General features: G+C 71.0%; 16 protein-coding genes and 1 pseudogene. 8 read left to right on the top strand and 9 right to left on the bottom strand.

What is annotated here, in order from left to right; translation table 11 throughout:
• Window positions 1-704: 704 nt before the first annotated feature.
• A pseudogene (locus OIE67_RS55390) lies at window positions 705-1,301 on the bottom strand (NACHT N-terminal helical domain 7-containing protein); the annotation flags it as partial.
• Between the two features lie 163 nt (window positions 1,302-1,464).
• Here OIE67_RS55390 and OIE67_RS08615 point away from each other — a divergent pair.
• Window positions 1,465-2,112 carry a TetR/AcrR family transcriptional regulator C-terminal domain-containing protein gene (locus tag OIE67_RS08615; protein WP_106234394.1) on the top strand — a complete coding sequence of 216 codons (648 nt, stop codon included), beginning with the start codon at window positions 1,465-1,467 and terminating at the stop codon, window positions 2,110-2,112.
• Between the two features lie 27 nt (window positions 2,113-2,139).
• Here the strand turns inward: OIE67_RS08615 and OIE67_RS08620 are convergent, their stop codons facing one another.
• A complete protein-coding gene (locus OIE67_RS08620) occupies window positions 2,140-2,595 on the bottom strand; it encodes an aggregation-promoting factor C-terminal-like domain-containing protein (RefSeq protein ID WP_181306904.1) in 456 nt (151 codons plus the stop codon).
• Between the two features lie 335 nt (window positions 2,596-2,930).
• Entirely contained in the window at window positions 2,931-3,329 is a 399-nt protein-coding gene (locus OIE67_RS55740; RefSeq protein ID WP_326638359.1) for an aggregation-promoting factor C-terminal-like domain-containing protein, read from the bottom strand.
• 188 nt (window positions 3,330-3,517) lie between these two features.
• On the opposite strand from OIE67_RS55740, the gene OIE67_RS08630 reads away from it, so the two are divergent.
• Window positions 3,518-4,003 (top strand): glutathione peroxidase, encoded by a 486-nt coding sequence (locus OIE67_RS08630; protein WP_326638360.1) that lies wholly within the window; start codon window positions 3,518-3,520, stop codon window positions 4,001-4,003.
• A gap of 28 nt (window positions 4,004-4,031) precedes the next feature.
• Here the strand turns inward: OIE67_RS08630 and OIE67_RS08635 are convergent, their stop codons facing one another.
• Window positions 4,032-4,907, bottom strand: a complete 876-nt coding sequence (locus OIE67_RS08635) for an alpha/beta fold hydrolase (protein ID WP_326638362.1) — start codon at window positions 4,905-4,907, stop codon at window positions 4,032-4,034.
• 2 nt (window positions 4,908-4,909) lie between these two features.
• Window positions 4,910-7,666 (bottom strand): AAA family ATPase, encoded by a 2,757-nt coding sequence (locus OIE67_RS08640; protein ID WP_326638364.1) that lies wholly within the window; start codon window positions 7,664-7,666, stop codon window positions 4,910-4,912.
• 140 nt (window positions 7,667-7,806) lie between these two features.
• On the opposite strand from OIE67_RS08640, the gene OIE67_RS08645 reads away from it, so the two are divergent.
• On the top strand, window positions 7,807-8,934 hold the full coding sequence (locus tag OIE67_RS08645) for a hypothetical protein (RefSeq protein WP_326638366.1): 1,128 nt from the start codon (window positions 7,807-7,809) through the stop codon (window positions 8,932-8,934).
• Between the two features lie 4 nt (window positions 8,935-8,938).
• Here OIE67_RS08645 and OIE67_RS08650 read toward each other — a convergent pair whose 3' ends face one another.
• The gene (locus tag OIE67_RS08650; RefSeq protein ID WP_326638368.1) at window positions 8,939-10,009 is read right to left on the bottom strand and encodes a LacI family DNA-binding transcriptional regulator; all 1,071 of its coding nucleotides are present in this window, start codon (window positions 10,007-10,009) and stop codon (window positions 8,939-8,941) included.
• A gap of 179 nt (window positions 10,010-10,188) precedes the next feature.
• Between OIE67_RS08650 and OIE67_RS08655 the strand changes: the two genes are divergently transcribed.
• The gene (locus tag OIE67_RS08655; protein WP_106234404.1) at window positions 10,189-11,403 is read left to right on the top strand and encodes an ABC transporter ATP-binding protein; all 1,215 of its coding nucleotides are present in this window, start codon (window positions 10,189-10,191) and stop codon (window positions 11,401-11,403) included.
• A gap of 122 nt (window positions 11,404-11,525) precedes the next feature.
• Here the strand turns inward: OIE67_RS08655 and OIE67_RS08660 are convergent, their stop codons facing one another.
• Window positions 11,526-12,275, bottom strand: a complete 750-nt coding sequence (locus OIE67_RS08660; RefSeq protein ID WP_326638371.1) for an SDR family NAD(P)-dependent oxidoreductase — start codon at window positions 12,273-12,275, stop codon at window positions 11,526-11,528.
• 46 nt (window positions 12,276-12,321) lie between these two features.
• On the opposite strand from OIE67_RS08660, the gene OIE67_RS08665 reads away from it, so the two are divergent.
• A complete protein-coding gene (locus tag OIE67_RS08665) occupies window positions 12,322-13,512 on the top strand; it encodes a PQQ-dependent sugar dehydrogenase (protein ID WP_326638373.1) in 1,191 nt (396 codons plus the stop codon).
• Here OIE67_RS08665 and OIE67_RS08670 read toward each other — a convergent pair.
• Complete coding sequence (locus OIE67_RS08670; protein WP_326638375.1) at window positions 13,472-13,807, bottom strand: carboxymuconolactone decarboxylase family protein; 336 nt, start codon at window positions 13,805-13,807, stop codon at window positions 13,472-13,474. The genes OIE67_RS08665 and OIE67_RS08670 overlap by 41 nt on opposite strands.
• A gap of 275 nt (window positions 13,808-14,082) precedes the next feature.
• Here OIE67_RS08670 and OIE67_RS08675 point away from each other — a divergent pair, with 275 nt between their 5' ends.
• Entirely contained in the window at window positions 14,083-14,730 is a 648-nt protein-coding gene (locus OIE67_RS08675) for a hypothetical protein (protein ID WP_326638378.1), read from the top strand.
• A 10-nt stretch (window positions 14,731-14,740) separates the two neighbouring features.
• Window positions 14,741-17,863, top strand: a complete 3,123-nt coding sequence (locus OIE67_RS08680) for an AAA family ATPase (RefSeq protein ID WP_326638380.1) — start codon at window positions 14,741-14,743, stop codon at window positions 17,861-17,863.
• Window positions 17,864-17,936: 73 nt separating this feature from the next.
• Here OIE67_RS08680 and OIE67_RS08685 read toward each other — a convergent pair whose 3' ends face one another.
• Entirely contained in the window at window positions 17,937-19,133 is a 1,197-nt protein-coding gene (locus OIE67_RS08685) for a TerC family protein (protein WP_326638382.1), read from the bottom strand.
• A 170-nt stretch (window positions 19,134-19,303) separates the two neighbouring features.
• Here OIE67_RS08685 and OIE67_RS08690 point away from each other — a divergent pair, with 170 nt between their 5' ends.
• On the top strand, window positions 19,304-19,795 hold the full coding sequence (locus OIE67_RS08690) for a hypothetical protein (protein ID WP_326638384.1): 492 nt from the start codon (window positions 19,304-19,306) through the stop codon (window positions 19,793-19,795).
• Window positions 19,796-19,817: the final 22 nt, after the last annotated feature.

Here is a 19,817-nt window from a genome sequence, read left to right on the forward strand (position 1 = left end):
AGCGCCCGGCCCCGCTCGGCCTGGGCCTGCTGGAAGCGGGCCACCCGCTCCAGGTAGTCGCTCTGGTTCACGCCGGTCGCCTGGAGCAGCTCGTCGAAGCCGTCCAGCAGGACGACGGGCAGCGCCCCGCCGCCCGCGTGCACGAACTCCGGCCACGACATCGTCTCGTCCAGCGCGGACCTGATGCCGTGCTCGATCTGCGCCAGCACGTCGCTGTCGGCGGGGAGGTCGCGCAGCTCGACGCGGAGCGGCAGGAACTCGCTGTCGGGCAGCCGGGCGGCCAGCACCCGGGTCAGCACCGACTTGCCCGCGCCCGGCTGGCCGAGCACGAGGAGGGGCGCGTGCGTGGCCTCGGGCAGCGTGAGATGGCCGGCCAGGAAAGAGGCCAGGTCGTGCCGGCGGGGCAGCGGCGCCCACTCCTCCTCCGCGGTGACCGGACGTCTCGCCGTCGGCGGGGGGAGCAGCCGGTAGCCGGGATCGACGTACCCCTGCTCCAGCGAGGGGATCCGCATCCCCGGCGGCGTCTGGGCGGAGGACACGGACGGGCGGGCGAGCACGGCCCGGTTCGACCTGATCAGCGCCGCCAGCCGGTCGGACGGGGTGCGCGTCACCGGGATCGCGGCGAGCTGCTCCCTGATGCCGTCGAGGCCGCGCGCCAGGTCTCTGACCTCCACCCGGGTGGCCTGGTGGTCGACGCGGTCGGCCCAGCACGCCACCTCGGGGAAGTCGGCCGCGAGCCGGTGGAACAGCTCCTCGTAACGGCGTCTCGCGCGCGGCGGCAGGTCGCCGGCGAGCCCGGCCCTGGTGGTCTCGTCCCAGCGGTCCCAGCATGCCAGCCCGGACAGGAAACCGGTCAGCGAGACGGTGTAGTCCGCGTAGGTCTCCTCGACGCTCCTCAGCACCTTCTCGAACGGGACGGCGGGGGAGGGCAGCGGCGCCCGGCACGAGATCAGCGACCGCCCGACCTCCTCCGCGCCGGTGATCCTGCGCTGGTCGTCCGGCGTGAGCTCGCGCAGCACGTCCACCTCGGCGAGCGCGTCGAGGTAGGCGGTGACCACGATGACCGAGTGCGCCGCGGCCAGCCGCTGGGTGGTGTCGTACCGGCTCAGGCCCTTGACCTGGTCGCGCAGCCGGCGGAGGAACGCGTCGCCGAGCCGTACGGCCTCGGCCCGCGCGTCGAACAGGTCGATCGCGCCCAGCCCGAACAGGGCCATGGACGAGGCCTTGTCGAGGACGTCCGTGATCGCGCTCGGGCCGCCGAGCAGCGCCACGGCGTCGCGATAGGTCACTATCCGCCGCATCAGGCCCAGTCTGCCGGATCTTCGCCCGCGCCGGGCGCGATCGCCGCGGTCGGTGGATCGCCGCGGTCGGTGGATAGCCACGGTCGGTGGATCGCTGCGGCCGGTGGATCACCGCGATCGGATCATCGGGGTCCGTAGATCGTCGCGGTCCGTAGAATGAGCTATGAGCATCGAGCGCCTCTCCCGGGGACGCATCGTCGCCGCGGCCATCGACCTCATCGAGCGCGAGGGCGCCGACGCGGTCTCCATGCGGCGCATCGCGGCCGAGCTCGGTGTGGGGGTGATGTCGCTCTACAACCACGTGCCCAACAAGGACGCCCTGCTCAACGGGGTGGCCGAGGCGGTGCTGAGCCGGATCGAGTTCACCGACGACCCCGACGCCCACTGGACCGACCGGGTGCGCGCGCAGGCGCGGGCCTTCCGGCAGATCGCCCACCACCATCCGCGCTCGACCATGCTGGTCGTCAGCCGCCAGCTCCACTCGGCCGCCGGGCTGCTGCCCGTCGAGCGGGCGCTGGCCACGCTGCGCGGCGCCGGGTTCGACGGGGCGGACGCGGTGCGGATGCTGCGCATGTTCATCGCCTACATCGTCGGCTCGCTGCTGCGCGAGGTCGGGGTGACGCCCGCGTTCGCGCCCGAGCAGACCAGGACGATCACGGCGGACGGCGTCGATCCCGCGCTGTTCCCCGAGGTGAGCTCGCTGGCGGAGCTGCTGGCCGAGTGCGACCACGAGGCCGAGTTCGAGTTCGGGCTCGAACTGCTGATCAAGGCGATCGAGGCGCACGCGGGCCGTCGGGAGGGCACCCGGTGAGCTGCTCCGGATGCCCTCCGGAACGGGCTAGTACCAGTTGTGTGATCTCCAGTGCCCCCAGGCGCCGCAAGGCCTGCCGTACCTCCCCTTGATGTAGGCCAGGCCCCACCGGATCTGCGTCTCCGGGTTCGACTTCCAGTCGCGGCCGGCACCGCTCATCTTGCCGGCGGGAAGGGCCTGCGGGATGCCGTACGCGCCCGACGAGCGGTTGAGCGCCTTGTGGTTCCATCCGCTCTCGCGGGTCCACAGGTTGTCCAGGCAGTGGAACTCCCGGGCGTTCCAGGAGCGCTGGACGACGTGGTCGAGGGCGATCTTCTTGTTCCGGGTCGACGGCCGCACGGCCGCCATCTTCGGTTGCGCCGACGTGGTCCAGACACCGGTCCTGACCGGTGGCCGGGACTCGGCCAGGGCCGGTAGGGCGGTGCCGAACGCGGTGATCGCGGTGACGGAGATGAGTGTGCCGCTCAGGGCTCGCTTGTCCACGGGAATCCTCACTGTCGGGTCGCGTGCGGACGGGCGCCGTCAGCCGGCGCCCTGCCGGTCCGCGCCCGTGGCTCGGGCGCGGAGGGTCCGCGTGGCCCTCCGGGATTTCCGTTACCGCCCGATCTCGCTGGGCGGCCCGGAGGGCACCGCGACGTGTCCTCTAGCACGATTCCTATTACGCGCTGTCACCGCGGTTCACGGATGGGGACACGCGAAGGACAGGTGTTTGTGTGATCGTTGCGGATAAAAGGTCCTCTCGCTGGAGCGGGATTGCCCGGTTCGCCGCCTGCCTGGGCGGGCCTTGCCGGAAAACGCGATCAAACCTGGGGTTTGGGTCAGTACCAACCGTGGGATTGGAAGTGCCCCCAGGCGCGACACGGCGAGGAGTAACGCTGCTTGATGTAGGACAGGCCCCACTTGATCTGGGTGCGGGGGTTGGTCCGCCAGTCGCTGCCGGCCGAGGCCATCTTGTGCCCGGGGAGCGCCTGCGGGATGCCGTAGGCGCCCGACGAGCGGTTGCCGGCGCGGTGGTTCCATCCGCTCTCTCTGTGCCAGAGGCTCACCAGGCATCCGAACTGGGCCAGGTTCCAGCCGCGCGCGGCCACCAGGGGCCGGGCGATGGACTTGTTCTTGCCGCTGGTCTGGGAGCTCTGCGCCTGTGCGGCCGAGGCGCCGCCCGCCGCCACCAGGGTGGCGGTCAGGACCAGGACGCCGGTACGGCGGAGCATGGGCATGCGGGTTCCCTTTCGAGGGGGTTCATGGACCGCAGCACAGTGCCCGACTGGTTCCCTTTACAGCGAATTGACGATGAAAAGGCGGATCGTCAGTAAAGATCTCGATATATACCTTTTACTGGGGGTTGGTGGCGAGATTGAGGACTGCGTCACATTTATCGTCCTGACTCGTTCTGTAGGGTCACATCATGAGCCTCAGCGACATCCCGCTCCGCACCCTCGCGGACGCCCCAACGACGTTGGCGGAACTGACGGGCGGCAAGCCCGCCCTGATCGTCAACGTGGCCTCGAAATGCGGCCTCACGCCCCAGTACGGCGGGCTGGTGCAGCTCCAGCGGCAGTACGGCCCCCGCGGCTTCACCGTCATCGGCATGCCGTGCAACCAGTTCGCCGGCCAGGAGCCGGGCTCGGCCGAGGAGATCGAGCAGTTCTGCGCCACCACGTACGGCGTGGACTTCCCGCTCCTGGAGAAGGCCGAGGTCAACGGGCCCGGCCGGCACGCGCTCTACGCCGAGCTGACCCAGGCCGCCGACGAGCAGGGCGAGGCCGGCGACATCCAGTGGAACTTCGAGAAGTTCCTGGTGGACGGCGACGGCCGGGTCGTGGCCCGCTTCCGCCCCCGCACCACCCCCGAGGACCCCGCGGTCACCGGAGCCATCGAAAAGCTCCTCTGACGCGCGTCGGACGCGCCGGCCGGCGCCGCTACCCGGCGGTGTGCGCGAGGACGGCCGTGGCCAGTTCCTCGTGCACCTCCGGGGGCAGCGTGTGCCCCATGCCGTCGATCATCAGCAGCCGCGCCCCCGGGATCTCCTTCGCGATGAGCGCGCCGTGGCCCGGCTTGGCCGGCTCGTGGGTGCCCTCGACGACCAGCGTGGGCGCCTTGATCCGGCCCAGCACGCCCACCGGCTCGAAGTCCGGCCTGGCCGCCGCCGCCAGGCGATGGTTGGCCACGGCGTCCAGGTCGCGGGCCCGGTCGTAGATCCGTTCCTGGAGCCGGCGGGCGGCGTCCTCGTCGAACGGCAGCGCCGTGCCGTGCAGCACCCGCTGCTCGGCGATCATGACCTCGATCCGCTCCCTGCGGTCCTGAGGCGGCGGCGCGGCGATCAGTTCGCGGAAGAAGGCGGTGAACTCCGGCGCGGGCTCGGGCAGGCTGCCCTCCGGCTGCGGCTGCCCCATCAGCGCGCGCATGATCACCATGCCCTCGCCGCCGCCGAGCGGTGAGGAGCCGATGACGGTGAGCGTCCGCACCCGTTGCGGCCGCTCCACCGCGATCAGCTGGCCGAGCAGCCCGCCCGCCGAGTGACAGACCAGGTGCGCGCTCTCCAGCCCGTGCGCGTCCATCACTCGCAGCACGTCGTCCTTGATGTCCTCCCACGTGTACGGGTGCGCGGTGAAGTCGACGGTGCCGGACCGGCCGGTGTCGCGGTGGTCGTACCGGATCACCCGGCGCCCGCCCGCGGTCAGCCTGCCGACGAACTCGTCCGGCCACAGGATCCCCTGCGACATCGACCCCATGATCAGCAGGATCGGCGCGTCGGTGGCGGCGCCGAACTCTTCACTCCAGATATCGACATGCATGCTCAAAGCATGTCCTGCCGGGCCGTGCCCGCCTTCCGTAGAACTACCAGCCGCGCCAGTTCCGTACGGGTGGTGATGCCCAGCTTCGGATAGATCTTGTACAGGTGGTACTCGACCGTGCGCGGGCTGAGGAACAGCCGCGCGGCGATCTCCTTGCTGGACAGGCCGTCGGCGACCAGCCCGGCGATGCGCAGCTCCTGCGGCGTCAGCGCGTCGAGCAGCGGCCCCGGCGCGGGTTCGGCGCTCTCGCCCGCCGCGCGCAGCTCACCCTGCGCGCGCCGCGCCCACGGTCGCGCCCCCGCCGCCTCGAACGTCTCCATCGCCGCCCTCAGCCGGGGCCGCGCCTCGCCTGGACGGTACGCCCGGCGCAGCCGCTCGCCCAGCAGCAACCCGGTCCTGGCCGCCTCGAACGGGTTGGCGTGCAGCCGCAGCGCCTCCTCGAACCCGCCGGCGTCGTCCTCGACCAGGGCGTGACAGCGGGCCAGCAGCGCGCGCGACTCGTCGGTGCGGGCGTGCGCCGACCGTCGCCCGTACACCTCCAGCGCCGCCCGCGCGGCCCGCGTGTCGCCCGCGCCCACGGCGGCCTCGATCCGGTCCGGCGCCGACCGCCACACCACCGCCGGGTGCCCGGCGCCCGGACCCGCCTGCGCCATCGCGGTGAACCGGTCGTGCGCCGCGGCGAACCGGCCCAGCCCCAGCTCCAGCATGGCCAGCGCGTACGCGGCCACCCCGACGCGCAGCCCCACCCGGTGCGGCACGGCGATGGCCAGCGCCTCCCGCGCCAGCCGCCCGCAGGTCTCCTCCTCACCGCGCAGCGCCGCCAGCACCGCCAGGTTGGCCAGGTGCGCGGCCACCGTGTTGCCGTAACCGGCCTCGCGGGCCAGCTCCAGCCCCTCCTCCGAAATGGCCTGACTCTCCGCCAGCCGCCCGGAGATCCGCTCGCCGGTGGCCACGAACTCCAGCACCACCGGCAGTTGCCCGGCCATCCCCGACACCCTGGCCACCCGCCCGGCCCGCCCGGCCAGCTCGGCCGACAGGTCCGCCTCACCCAACTGACTGGCCGCCGCCGTAGCCCACAGAAACTCAGCCGCCTCCGTCAACTCCCCGACCCGCCCCAACGCCCGGACAAGCAGCCCGTGCCCACCGCCGTCAGCCCCCTCGCCGGACAACATCAGGCCGATGCCCACGAGGACGTCACGCAGGAAACCCTCCGGATGGGCCGCCGCCCGGCCGCCGAACCGGATCATGGCCTCGGTGTCGCCGACGTACGAGGCGGCCTCCATCGCGTCGGCCAGCATGCTCAGGCTTTCACCCGCGGACAGAATTCGCACGGCCTCGGCGGCGCTGCCGGAGTTCAGCTCGAACCTGCCGCGCAACTGGTCGATCTCGGCCGCCGTCACGGGATCGGAGCCGGCCCGTTCCCGAGCCTCGGCCAGCAGCGACTCGGCCTGCCCAGGACGACCACCGAGCCAGGCCGCCACGGCGGCGTCCTTCAGCCTGGCCGCCCTGCTCACCGGGTCGGGGGTCAGCTCGGCAGCCCGCACCAGTGCCGTGGCCGCATCACCGTAGCCGCCCCGCTCGCGAGCCCGAGCAGCAGTCGCAGCCAGCGCCGCGGCCACCTCCTCGTCCTGTCCGAGCGCAGCCGCCGCCAGATGCCAGGCACGCCGATCACCCTCGCACAGCCCGCCCAGCACCGCGTGCACCGCACGCCGGTCAGCGGGTGCCGCCGCCTCGTGCACAGCCGACCGGATCAACGGATGCCGAAACCGCACGCCCGCACCGGACACCGACACCAGCCCAGCCGCCTCCAGCTCATGCAAGGCAGCCCGGCCCGCGTCTGTCCGAGGGGACGCCGTCACGCCCGGCGAGGGGGTCAGCGTGGCGGCGGCGCGGAGTACCAGATCCAGATCGCCTTCGACGGCCGCCAGCAGGGCGACCTGACGAGCCTGGGGGGACAGTGCGGCCACCTGCTCGCCGAAGAGCTGGGCACCGCCGGGCAGCGGATCCGGCAGTGGTTCGCGGCCGGCCAGCTGGGCGGGGCTCAGCAGCCGCACGATCTCACGCAAGGCCAGCGGGTTCCCACCGGTCAGCCTCACCAGTTCCCGCACGACCCCAGCTTCGACCCCAACGCCGGCACCCGCACTGGCGCCCGAGCGCGTTGTCGCGGATGTGATGTCGGCGTTCATGAGGGCGGTGGCTGCGTCGGGTGGGAGGCCGCCGAGAGTCAGGGATGGCAGGCCCTTGACCGGCAGGGCGCCTCGTACGGACAGCAGCATCGCGATGCGTTCCGTGCTCAGGCGTCTGGCGGCGAAGAGCAGTGCGTCGGCGGAGGCTCGGTCCACCCACTGGAAGTCGTCCACCACGCAGACCAGCCCGTCCGGTACGGACGCCTCCGCCAGCAGCGACAGCACTCCGGCCGCCAGCAGGAACCGGTCACCAGAAGCGGCCCCGGCCAGTCCGAGCGCCCCGCGCACCGCCTCCCGCTGCGGCTCCGGCAGCGCGTCCAGCAGCCCGCCCGCCGGGATCGTCACCGGGCGCAGGAGTTGGTGCAGGGTGGCGAAGGCGAGGTCGGATTCGGGTTCGGCGCCGGTTGCCCGGAGCACGCGCATCGAGCCGGTCCGCGTGGCCGCCAGGTCGAGCAGGGCCGTTTTGCCTACGCCCGCGTCGCCGCGCAGCACCAGAGCCCCGCCCGCACCCCCGCGAGCCCGGCCGAGCAGGTCGTCGATGGCGGCGATCTCCGCCGATCTGCCGAAAAGCACAATGGCCGACTGTATCCCTGTCTAGACATCTACTCCGCACAGTAGTGGTACGAACGCGGTACGCCACCTTATCGGCTGGGTATCGAAACGAGGTTGCGGATGGCACCGCATCGAGACTCACGTCCCGCAGGGAGCGCGCTATGACGACCAATCCTTACGCCGGATCGCCCTTCAGCTACGTCGCGGAACCCCCCGTGTCGCCGTACGCGATCGTGGAGCTGATGCCCGGCGTGCGCAACTTGTGCGAATACGTCCGGCTGGAGCCGGGCGAGCGCGTGCTGCTGATGATGGAGCACACCGTCGACCCCGTCGTCGTGCAGGCCATCGCCGCCGCGGCGGCCCTGCGCGACGCCGACGTGCGCATCCTGTCGGTGCCGCCGTTCACCCCGGGCGGATGGGACAGGGAGGCGTGGCTGGGCATCGAGACGGCCGCCTTCCGCGAGGCCGACGTCGTGATCAGCGGCACCTGGTGGGGCGAGGTGCACACGGCGCCGCTGTTCTTCGACCAGATCAAGTCCCGCTCCGCCCGCTTCCTGTCCCTGCACATGACCGCCACGGCCGGCGCGCTGATGACCGGCGGCCGGCTGCCCGCCGAGGTCTTCTACGCGCTGTTGCGGCGGGCCCTGCGCCAGTTGTCCCGCGCCTCCTCGATCCGGGTGACGTCGCCGCGCGGGACGGACGTGACGTTCTCCGGGCTGACCTTCGACCCCGACCCCGGCGCGCTGCGGCCGGGCGACTGGCGGCCCTTCCCGTACGGCGGCGCCAACTTCTGGCCGACCGAGACCGAGGGCGTGCTGGTCGTCGAGGACTCCACCGTCACCGGCGTGCCCGAGGAGCCGCTGCGCGTCACGCTGGAGGGCAACCTGGTCCGCAAGATCGAAGGCGGTGCCGCCGCCGAGCAGCTGCGCAGGTACGCGCCGGGCGGCTTCTACATGCGGCACGGCCTGTTCGGGCTGAACCCGAAGGTCCGGCTGGCCGGCGGCACGCAGTTCGAGCGGGAGAAGCACGCGGGGGCCTTCTACTGCGGCCTCGACGGCCTGACCGACGGGGTGCCGGTCACCACGGGGCCCGGTTTCGCCCACTGCGACTGCCAGGTGGACCGGCCGACCGTGGTGGTGGACGGTGAGGTGTTCGTCGAGGAGGGGCGGCTGCTGATGCTGGACGAGCCGGAGATCAGGGAGGTGGCGGCGCGGTTCGGCCCGCCGGAGGTGATCCTCGACGACAACCCCGTGATGATCCTGCCGCGCCGCTACTCCGGCGCGCGATGAGGGCTCACTGGCGGTGCGGGCCGCAGCTGCCCCTGATGATGAGCTCCGTGGGCAGCATCACCCCGCGCGGCCTGCGCCCCCCTGAGCGCAGTACCAGCTCGGCGGCCCGGTAGCCCATGTCGCGGCCCGGCTGGGCGATCACCGTCAGGGGCGGGGAGCACAGCTCGGCCCAGGGCACGTCGTCGTACATGACGAGTGAGATGTCGCGCGGCACCCGGAGGTCGAGCTCCCTGGCGGCCAGCACCGCCGCCTCCCCGAGGACGTTGCCCCCGGCGACGACCGCCGACAGGTCGGGGCGGCTCTGGAACAGGCCGGAGGCGGCGGCGTAGGCGGAGTCGCGGCTGCCGGTGGCGAAGACGACCAGTTCCTCGTCCACGGGCGCGCCCACGGCGGCCCCGAACGCCGCCGCCCGCCGGTCGTGCCCTGGGCCGCCGAGGAAGGCGATGCGCCGGTGGCCGAGGCCGCGCAGGTAGCGGACCGCCGTACGGATGCCCGCCCGGTCGTCGGCCACCACGGACGGCGCGTCGAGCGGGCGCGGCCGGGAGCCGGAGGACACGCCGTCGAGCAGCATGAGGTCGTTGACGGCCGTGGTGGCGGGGTCGTCGTCCTCGTCGGAGGAGGGGCGGGCGGGCAGGCGGTCGGCGAAGACCACCGTCATGCCCGCGCGGATCGCGGGCGCCCAGGTGTCCTCGTCACCCGACGGCACGGCGATGAGCCGGTCGACGCTCTGCTCCAGCAGCATCCCGATCAGCTCGGACTCCTGCTCGGGGTCGCCGGCCGTGGAGCCGAGCACGACCGGCTCGCCGGCCGCGCGGGCGCAGGCCAGCACGCCCTCGGCGAGCTGGGCGTGGAAGGTGTCGGTGAGGTCGGGGACGAGCAGGCCCATGCCTCCGGTACGGCGCTGGCGCAGGTTGCGGCCGAGTGCGCTGGGGCGGTAGTCGAGCTGGGCGGCGACGGCCAGGACGCGCTCTCGCGTGCGCGGGCTGGCCGAGCCGCCCGACAGCACGCGGGACACGGTCGCGACGCCCACACCGGCCGCCTCGGCCACATCTTTGATCGTCGCGCGCTTGTCCATGGAAACGATTCCATCATGCTTCCACGGAAACGGGAAGCCGCCAGGGCCGACAAAGGCTGGTCACGCTGTAACCCTTGACACCGATGTCCGTTTCGGGTGAGATGCTTGAAAACGTATCCACGTTGGTGGGGACACGGTAACAACATCCGGGCTACCGCCCTGGAGCGCGAAGGAATGTCATGGCATCCATCGTTCTGACGAACGTCGACAAGATCTACGCCGGTGGCGTAAAGGCCGTGAACGGGCTCAACCTTGAGATCAAGGATGGCGAGTTCATGGTGCTGGTCGGTCCCTCCGGTTGCGGTAAGTCGACCGCGCTGCGGATGATCGCCGGCCTGGAGGACATCAGCGGCGGCGAGATCGCCATCGGCGAGAAGGTGGTCAACCACCTGCCGCCGAAGGACCGCGACATCGCGATGGTCTTCCAGAACTACGCGCTCTACCCCCACATGACGGTCGAGGAGAACCTCGCCTTCGGTCTCAAGCTGCGCAAGATGCCCAAGCCGGAGATCCAGAAGCGGGTCAACGACGCCGCCAAGATGCTCGGCCTCGAGACCTACCTCAAGCGCAAGCCGGCCGCGCTCTCCGGTGGTCAGCGCCAGCGAGTCGCCATGGGCCGCGCCATCGTCCGTGAGCCGCAGGCCTTCCTCATGGACGAGCCGCTGTCCAACCTGGACGCCAAGCTCCGCGTCTCCATGCGCGCCTCGCTCAACCAGATGCACGAGCGCCTCGGCGTCACCACCGTCTACGTCACCCACGACCAGGTCGAGGCCATGACCCTCGGCGACCGCGTCTGCGTCCTGCGCGACGGCCTGCTCCAGCAGGTCGACACCCCGCAGAACCTGTTCGACAAGCCGGTCAACCTGTTCGTCGCCGGCTTCATGGGCTCGCCCTCGATGAACTTCGTCACCGCCGAGCTGGTCCGCGGCGACGGCGGCCCCGCCGTGACGTTCGCCGACATCAAGCTGACGATCCCCGAGTCGACCTTCTCCGACAAGCCGGGCCTCGACCAGTACATCGGCAAGAAGATCATCCTCGGCATCCGCCCGTCGGACTTCGAGGACGCCGCCTCCGCCGGCAACCACGCCAACGGCTGGGCCACGCTGCCGGTCAAGGCGGAGGTCACCGAGGAGCTGGGCTCCGAGATCAACGTGCTGTTCCTCATCGACGCCCCGCCGGTCGAGCACAAGGACACCGTCGCCGCCGCCGACACCGGTGACGACGAGGAGGCCGCGCTGCCGCTGACGGGCGACAAGTCCCTGTGGACCGCCCGCGTCAACGCCCGCAGCCACGTGCGCCCCGGCCAGAACATCGACCTGGTCGTCGACACGCACAACCTGCACTTCTTCGACCCGACCTCGGGTCTGTCCATCGGTCACGAGGCCAACCGCTGAGTCCTCGCCGCTGACACCTGGTTCCCGGCCGCGGGCTCGCCCGCGGTCGCCCGGGCCCCCACCGCGACCCCCTCCCGCGGCGGGGGCCCTTTTCTTACCCGCACGAACGATCGGGTACGGGGTCAGCGGCCGATCCGCTGCGACACCATGGCCTGCAGGCGGCGCGGCACCAGCCGGCCGACCGCCACGATGGCCTTGTAACGCAGGTCGGGGACCGACACCCGCCGCCCCAAGGCCAGGTCGCGCATCGCCTCGCGGACCACGTCGTCGGCCTTCAGCCACAGGAAGCCCGGAATGGACGAGTCGTCCATGGAGGCGCGCCGGTGGAACTCGGTGCGCACGAAACCGGGGCACAACGCCATGATGCGGATGCGCGGGTTGGCCACCTCGTTGGCGGCCGACTCGCTGAAGTTCACCACCCACGCCTTCGACGCGCTGTAGGTGCCGCGGGTGAAGAACGCCGCCACGGACGCCACGTTCACGATCGCGCCCCGGTCACGCTCCGTCATGCCGGGCAGCGCCGCCAGCGTCAATCTCAGGACGGCCTCGCAGTGCACCTTGAGCATGCGCACCTCGTCCTCGACCGGCACGTGCGGGAAGTGGCCCGCGTTGCCGAACCCGGCGTTGTTGACCAGCAGGTCGACCCCGCCGCGCAGCCGCGACTCGACCTTGGCCAAACCCTCGTCGGTGCCCAGGTCGGCGGGCAGCACCTCGACGTTCACGCCGTACCTGAGCTTGAGCTGGTCGGCGGCCTGGGTCAGGCGGAGCTCGTCCCTGGCCACGAGGACGAGCGAATAGGCGTCGGCGGCCAGGCGCCGCGCGAAGGCGGCGCCGATGCCGGCGGTCGCGCCGGTGATCAATGCGGTAGGCATGCCTGAACCTTAACGTCCCCGCTCTCCGGCATGGCAGGATGAACACGTGCGCCTCGTCGTGGCCGTGCTCCTGCTCGTGGCCCTCACCGCGTGTACCTCCGGCCCGTCGTCTGTGCCGGCTTCCGGGCCGTCCACGGATTCGGGGCAGGCGAGCTCCGCCCCGGTGACCTCGGCCGTCCCGACGCCGACGCCCGAGACGACGCCTCCCGAGACCACGCCGCCGCCCGCGCGGGGCAAGCTGCGCTTCGACAAGATCGCCACCCTGGAGCAGCCGGTGGCCTTCGCTGTGCGCACCGGCGACGACCGGCTCTACGTCGCCGAGCAGACCGGCCGGCTGCGCACCACCGCCGGTGAGACCGTCATCGACCTGTCCCGCGAGGTGAGCACGGGCAACGAGCAGGGGCTGCTCGGCGTGGCCTTCCACCCCACCGGCCGCTGGGTCTACCTCGACTGGACCGACGCGCGGGGCACCACCCACATCACCGAGTGGGCCTACGACGGCACCAGGGCCACGGCCAGGCGCGACGTGCTCACCCAGAAGCAGCCGTTCGCCAACCACAACGGCGGCCAGCTCGCCTTCGGCCCCGACGGCCTGCTCTACATCGCCTTCGGCGACGGGGGCAGCGCGGGCGACCCGCAGGGCAACGGCCAGAACCTCGGCACGCTGCTCGGCAAGATCCTGCGCATCGACCCGCGCGGCAAGCCGTACACGATCCCGCGCGACAACCCGTTCGTCGGCAAGGAGGGCGCGCGGCCCGAGATCTGGGCCTACGGCCTGCGCAACCCCTGGCGCTTCACCTTCGACCGCGACACCGGCGACCTGTGGATCGGCGACGTCGGCCAGAACGAGCTGGAGGAGGTCAACTACCAGCCGGCCGGCTCCGAGGGCGGCGAGAACTACGGCTGGAACCTGCGCGAGGGCGACCGGCCCTTCCGCGGCCGGGCCAACCCCCGTGACCTGGTCGAGCCGGTGATCGTCTACCCACTGGGCGAAGGCGGCAACTGCTCCGTCATCGCGGGCTACGTCTACCGGGGCGAGAAGAACCCCTGGCTGCAGGGACAGTTCCTGTACGGCGACTTCTGCGCCGGCTGGATCAAGGCCGCGCCGATGGACGAGCTGGGAGAGGCCGCCGAGGTCGGCGAGGTCGAGCAGCTGTCGTCGTTCGGCCAGGGCCCCGACGGGGAGCTGTACGCACTCAGTCTGCGGGGCCCGATCTACCGGATCGTTCCCGCCTGACCCGCTCGATCAGCTCCTCCACCTGGTCGTTCAGCTTCGCCCCCCTGATCCAGCCCGCGTAGTGCGTCAGGACGACCACCACCTCGCGCAGTTCGACCTCGCTCAGCTCTCCCGCGCGCAGGGCCACGTCGAGATGCGCGCCGGTCATCTCGGGCATTCCCTCGCCGACGAGCAGCCCGAGCAGGAGCAGGCGGCGTTCCCTGTCCGACAGGACCGAACGCGACCACACGTCGGCGAACTGGCGCTCGGCGTTCATGCCGAAGGAGTCCACGGTCTCCGTGGTGGGTTCAGTCATTGTTCGCTCCGGAGGTGTCGGAAGGGATCCTCATATCTTTCGCTACTTCCCGAGGGGAACCAATGGGGGGTTGCATGAACGTAGCGGAGCGCCGCAGCCCCAGCACGGAGGGCGTTTTGATCTGTAACAAGTAAAGCCAATAGACGGGCAAGATTTGGTCAAGATTTTCCAGCGTCATCTGGGCTCATCACTGCTGAAAGCGGGCACAACAACTCCGTTGGTCCGTAAAGCGGAGGTAAGCCCTGGTGAAAAAAGCACGGGGTTTGATCGCGCTCATGGTCGCGGTCCTGACGCTGTCCGCGTGCGGGCAGCCGGAGTTCACCTACGTCCGTGACAAGGCCGGAACGACGTACTTCAAGGTGCCCGCCTCGTTCACGCAGCTCGACGCCTATCCCATCGAACTGTACCTGTCCGGTGACCACCCGAGCTCGCAGGCCGCGGCGCTGCGGGCGCAGCGGGTCTGGTCGACGGCCTTCGACCAGTCGGCCAAGCCTTCGGTCAACCACCTGCTCGGCTCGGCGGACCCGTTCGTCTACGCCGCCGTGCACCAGCTCACCGAAGAGCAGCGCGACACGATCTCCCTCAACAGACTGCGCGACTTCATCCTGCCGGTGACCGAGCAGGTGCGCCTGCTCTACCAGCAGCAGGCCGTGACCGCGAACCAGCCGCCGATGTTCAACCGCTTCGAACCCATCAGCGACGAGGTGCTCAGCCTGGACGGCGGCGCGAGAGGCGTCCACGTGCGCTTCAACTACCAGATCGGCGCCGACGTCCAGACCTTCGACCACACGGCGATCCTCGACGAGAAGGGCGCCACGGTCTCCGTCATGCTCATCGGCTGCCAGTCGGTCTGCTTCCAGAAGCGCGGCGCCGAGTTCGACAAGATCGCGAATTCGTTCAAGCTGCTCCGGCTGCCCGGATGAGGGAGCACCATTGACCACGACCATTCACCACGAAGGGCTGCGCGCCCCCGGCAGCGGGCCTTCCGACCCCGAATCCGTGACCAGGAAGAAAATGCAGTTCTGGGACCGGAGCAAATTCCTCATCGTCCTGGTGCTGGCCTATCTGATCCTCACGTGGAAGGTGATGGCCGACTTCGAAGGCATCATGACCTTCCCCGAGGCCGCGCAGAAGATCGCCGTCGAATACCAGTGGATCTTCTGGCTGCTCGGCGCCGAGGCGATCAGGCAGCTGCACTTCTTCGTCAGCGAGCACTGGTCTGCCTACCACCGCTTCTGGAGCCAGAAGGTCTTCGGCGGCTTCGAACGCTGGACCCACCGCCGCTTCGACGACTGGACCCGCTTCCGCCTCGCCAGGGCGCTCAAGATCGCCTTCTTCATCACCCTGATCGCCCTGGTGCTGGGGGCGGTGTTGGACATCAGCCCGTTCGCCGCGCTGCTCCAGGCCCCGGCGCTGATCTGGCAGGCGCTGCCGTTCTTCCTGCAGATCGTCTTCCTGTTCTTCTTCGTCATCATCCAGTTCGTCGGCCTGTTCTGGTTCCTGTCCAGGGGCGGCGTCGAGACGTACTTCCCCGACGACATCAAGACCCGCTTCCACGACGTGTGGGGGCAGGATCACGTGGTCGAGCGCGTCAGGGAGAACATCGTCTTCCTGGAGCGGCCGGACGAGATCGAGCGGCGCGGCGGATACGTCCCCAGCGGCCTGCTGCTGTGGGGGCCGCCGGGCACCGGCAAGACCCTCATGGCCGAGGCCGTGGCCGGAGAGACCGGCAAGCCGTACGTGTTCGTGGATCCGGGCGCGTTCACGAACATGTTCATGGGCATCGGCATCCTCAAGGTCAAGTCGCTGTTCAGGAAACTGCGCAAACTGGCCCTCCGGTACGGCGGAGTCATCGTCTTCTTCGACGAGGCCGACTCCCTCGGCAAGCGCGGCCGCCTGGCCCAGCAGGGCCCGCCGGGACAGGGCGGCGGCTTCTCCGGCCTGTCGGGCGTCGCCGGCTGCCACGGCGCGAACTACATGTCCGAGGCCACCCGCCAGCTGCTCGCCTTCAGTGGCGGTGGCCGGGGGGAGGAGGAGCCGGGCCGGCGCAACCGCTTCTTCATGGGCGGCGGCATGAACGGCGGCGGCGGCGACACCGGCACGCTGCAGGCGCTGCTCACCGAGCTGTCCGGGTTGAAGAAGCCGCGCGGCTTCTTCAACCGGCTCGTCCGCCGGCTGCTCGGCATGCGGCCCAAGCCCCCGCCCAAATACCGCATCCTCGTCATGATGGCCACCAACCGGCCCGACGCGCTGGACGAGGCGCTGCTGCGGCCCGGCCGCATCGACCGCATCTACAAGGTCGGCTATCCGTCCAAGGCGGGGCGGGTGCGCACGTACCAGGGCTATTTCGACAAGGTGTGGCACGAGCTCACGCCCGAGCAGATCGACAAGCTCGCCACGATCACCCCGTACGCGACCGGCGCCACCATCAAGGACCTGGTCAACGAGTCGCTCATCACGGCCATCAGGGACGGCCGCGAGGTCATCACCTGGTCGGACGTGCTGCGCGCCAAGCGGCTCAAGCAGCTCGGGCCGCCCGAGGACGTCGAGTACATCGAGCGCGAACGGCACGCCGTGGCCGTGCACGAGGCCTGCCACGCCGTCGTCGCGTACGTGACCCGCTTCCACCTCGAGATCGACATCGCCACCATCGAGAAGGGCGCCGACTACCTGGGCATGGTCGCCTCGATCAAGCCCGAGGACCAGTTCACCCGGTGGAAGTCGGAGCACGAGGCCGACATCATGGTCTCCCTGGCCTCGCTGGCCGGCGAGCGCATGTTCTTCGGCGAGGACAACTCCTCCGGCGTCTCCGGCGACCTCTACTCGGCCACCTACCTGACCGCGATGATGGAGTCGTACTGGGGGATGGGCTCCGGCGTCACCTCGCTGCCCGCGCTCCAGGAGCTGGAGATCATGGGTGGCAAGGCCATGCGCAAGCGCGGGCCCGGCGCCGGCATCGGCATCACCGAGCGGGAGCCGGCCAGGCGCCAGCCCGACCTCGCGCCCGACGTGCTCGGCGAGCGCATCGAGTTCAACCTGGTGCGGCTGCTGGAGCGGACCGAGCGACTGCTGGAGGAGCACCGCAGGGACGTGCTGTGCCTGGCGCACGCGCTGGAGACGCACAAGACCCTCAACGGCGACGACGTGGTCGCCGTCATCCGCAGGGAGCCGGGGCCGCTCGTCGACGGCACCATCTACGCCTCCGACGAGCTCTACCAGGAACTGGAGGAGTACCACCACGACGCGGCCAGGGCGCACAAGGAGCACAGTCACATCGACCGCGCGCTGCCCGGGCACGTGGAGGAGGCTCCGGTCGTGACGGTCGGCTCCGCCGCGCCGGGGACGGGCGTGCCCGCGCCGCCCTTCGCGGCCCCGCCCACCGGGATCCAGGTGCTGCCCCCACCCGGACCGGCCACGGCAGCACCTCCTGCCGGGTCTCCTGCTGGGTCTCCTGCTGGGCGCCCGCCGGGGATCCAGGCGCCGCCTCCCACGGGGCCGCCCGTTCAGGTCGGTCAGGATCCGCAGCGCGAGCCGGCCGACCGGCCCGAGTTCGTGCCCTGGGCCGGCACCCAGCCGGGCGCCGGTCCCGCCAACGGCCCTGCCTCGGGGGTCTCAGCGGCCTCGGCGCCGGTGCCGGTCGTCGTGGGCACGCCCGCGGCGAGCACGCCGTCGCCGCAGCGGCGCCGCCGGGCCGGCCGCATCTGGCTCGTCGTCGCCAGCCTGCTCGCCCTCGTGGTCATCTCCGTCATCGCCGCGCTCGCCGTGACGGGCGTGCTCGGCGGCGGGAACGCCGCCGGCTCGGCCGCCGCTCCCTCGGTGGCCTCGCCAGGGCTGCTGCTCCTGCTGTTCGTCGTGGTCGTCGCGGTCATCGTGGGCGCCGGGCTGGCGTTCGTGGCGATCAAGGGCGTCCGCGCGGCGCAGGTGAAGGCCGAGCAGGAACGCGACCAGGCCCACGCCAGAGCGCAGCTGCTGGCCGCGGCGATGGACCCGGACACGGCCATGCGGTTGCTCGGCTACGACGGCAACGGCAACGGCACCGACCGGCGCGGCGGCTGACCGCGCCCGCGCGTCCCGGGCGGTCGGCACCACCGGCCGCCCGGCCTGCTGTCCGGACAAGCCCGGCCTGCGGTCACACCGGCCGCCCGGCGGATGGTCCGGCCCGGTCGTGTTCCTCGTGGGCGCGGCGCAGCAGGGCCGGCAGGCGGTCCTCGTCGCGGATCTCCCGGCGGTATCGCTCCGGCAGCTGCCGCAGCTGCTCCTCCTTCACGAGCAGCCGGTCGAAGAACTCCTCGCGCACCACCGGGTCGTGCTCGACGTCCAGGTACGCCTCCGCGTACCGGCGTACCCCCGACACCGTGTTCTGGGCCCGGCCCTTCGGGCTGGCCAGCGAGGCCACCACCGTGACCAGCAGCACCCCGACGATCACCGACAGGGACAGCCCCGTGCTGATCTCCACGACCGGCACCGGCTCGCCCTCGTTGATGAACGGCACGTTGTTCTCGTGCAGCGCGTGCAGGACCAGCTTGACCCCGATGAAGGCCAGGATCGCGGCCAGCCCGTAGGCCAGGTAGATGAGCCGGTCGAGCAGTCCGTCGATGAGGAAGTACAGCTGGCGCAGCCCCAGCAGGGAGAACGCGGTCGCGGTGAAGACGAGGTAGACGTTCTGGGTGAGGCCGAAGATGGCCGGGATCGAGTCGAGGGCGAACAGCACGTCGGTCCCGCCGATGGCGATCATGACCAGCAACATCGGCGTCATGACCCGCTTGCCGTCCTGGACGGTGAAGAGCCGGTCGCCGTCGTAGGTGTCGCTCGTGTGCAGCAGCCGGCGCGCGACCCGGACCATGAGGTTGTCGGGGGAGCGGCCGTCACCGCCCTCCGGCTTGAGCAGGTTGCCCGCCGTGAGCAGCAGGATCAGGCCGAACAGGTAGAACACCCAGGCGAACGTGTTGATCAGCGCCGCGCCCAGCAGGATGAAACCGGTGCGCGCGACGAGCGAGAAGACGATGCCGAACAGCAGCGCCTTCTGCTGGTCGGCGCGGGGCACCTTGAAGCTGCCCATGATGACGAGGAAGACGAAGAGGTTGTCGACCGACAGCGCCTTCTCCGTCACGTAGCCGGCGAAGTACTCGGCACCGGGATCGGCGCCGCCGAAGAGCCAGACGCCGGCGCCGAACAGCAGCGCGACGCCCACGTACAGGGACGACCAGATCGAGGCCTCGCGCAGGGTGGGGACGTGAGCCTTGCGGACGTGGAAGACGAAGTCGAACAGCAGCAGCCCGGCGATCCCCACGATCGTGAGCCACCACACGCCGGCGGAAACGTCCACTCAAGGCTCCAGAGGTGCGGGCCGCCGTGGGGAAAGGCGGCCTTTGCGGGGTTGTCGTGGCAGGTGTTACCCCGATCACCCGCCCTCATGCCCGCCCCGCCGGCCCTCGTCCCGCTCGTATCACGCGAAAGCCCGTCGAACCGGACGCGACCAGCCCGCGTCTTAGGGGTGTGCCGCGACTCGCCTCCCCCGCCTCCGTCCTGCTCGCCTGCGCCCTCCTGCTCACCGCGGGCTGCTCGGACGACGTCCCCTGCACGCTGATCGGCGCCGCCGCCGGAGTGTCGGTGCACGTACGGGAACCGCTCGCCGCCAGGACCGAGTCAGTGGAGCTGGACGTGTGCTGGGACGGCTCCTGCCGGCAGGCGCGGGCCCCGCTGCACCCGTCCTCGCGGCCCGGCCGGGAGACCTGCTCGGGCGACACCTGCGCCGTGCAGGCCGTGCCCACAGGGGACAAGAACGGGTTCGGCGACGTCCAGGGGCTGCCGGAACGGCCGGTGCGGGTGCGCCTGACGCTGCGGGGCGGCGGATCCGAGCCGGTGCTGGAGCGTACGATCGAGGCCACGCCGCGCGGCCTGTACCCCAACGGCCCCGACTGCGGCAAGGCGGGCCCGCAGGCGGTGCTCACCGTCGCGGGTGACGGCACGGTGCGGAGCGGTCCCTGATTAACACGCCGTTCACATTCGG

The sequence above is a fragment of the Nonomuraea fuscirosea genome (assembly GCF_035917475.1).
Classification (GTDB): domain Bacteria; phylum Actinomycetota; class Actinomycetes; order Streptosporangiales; family Streptosporangiaceae; genus Nonomuraea; species Nonomuraea fuscirosea.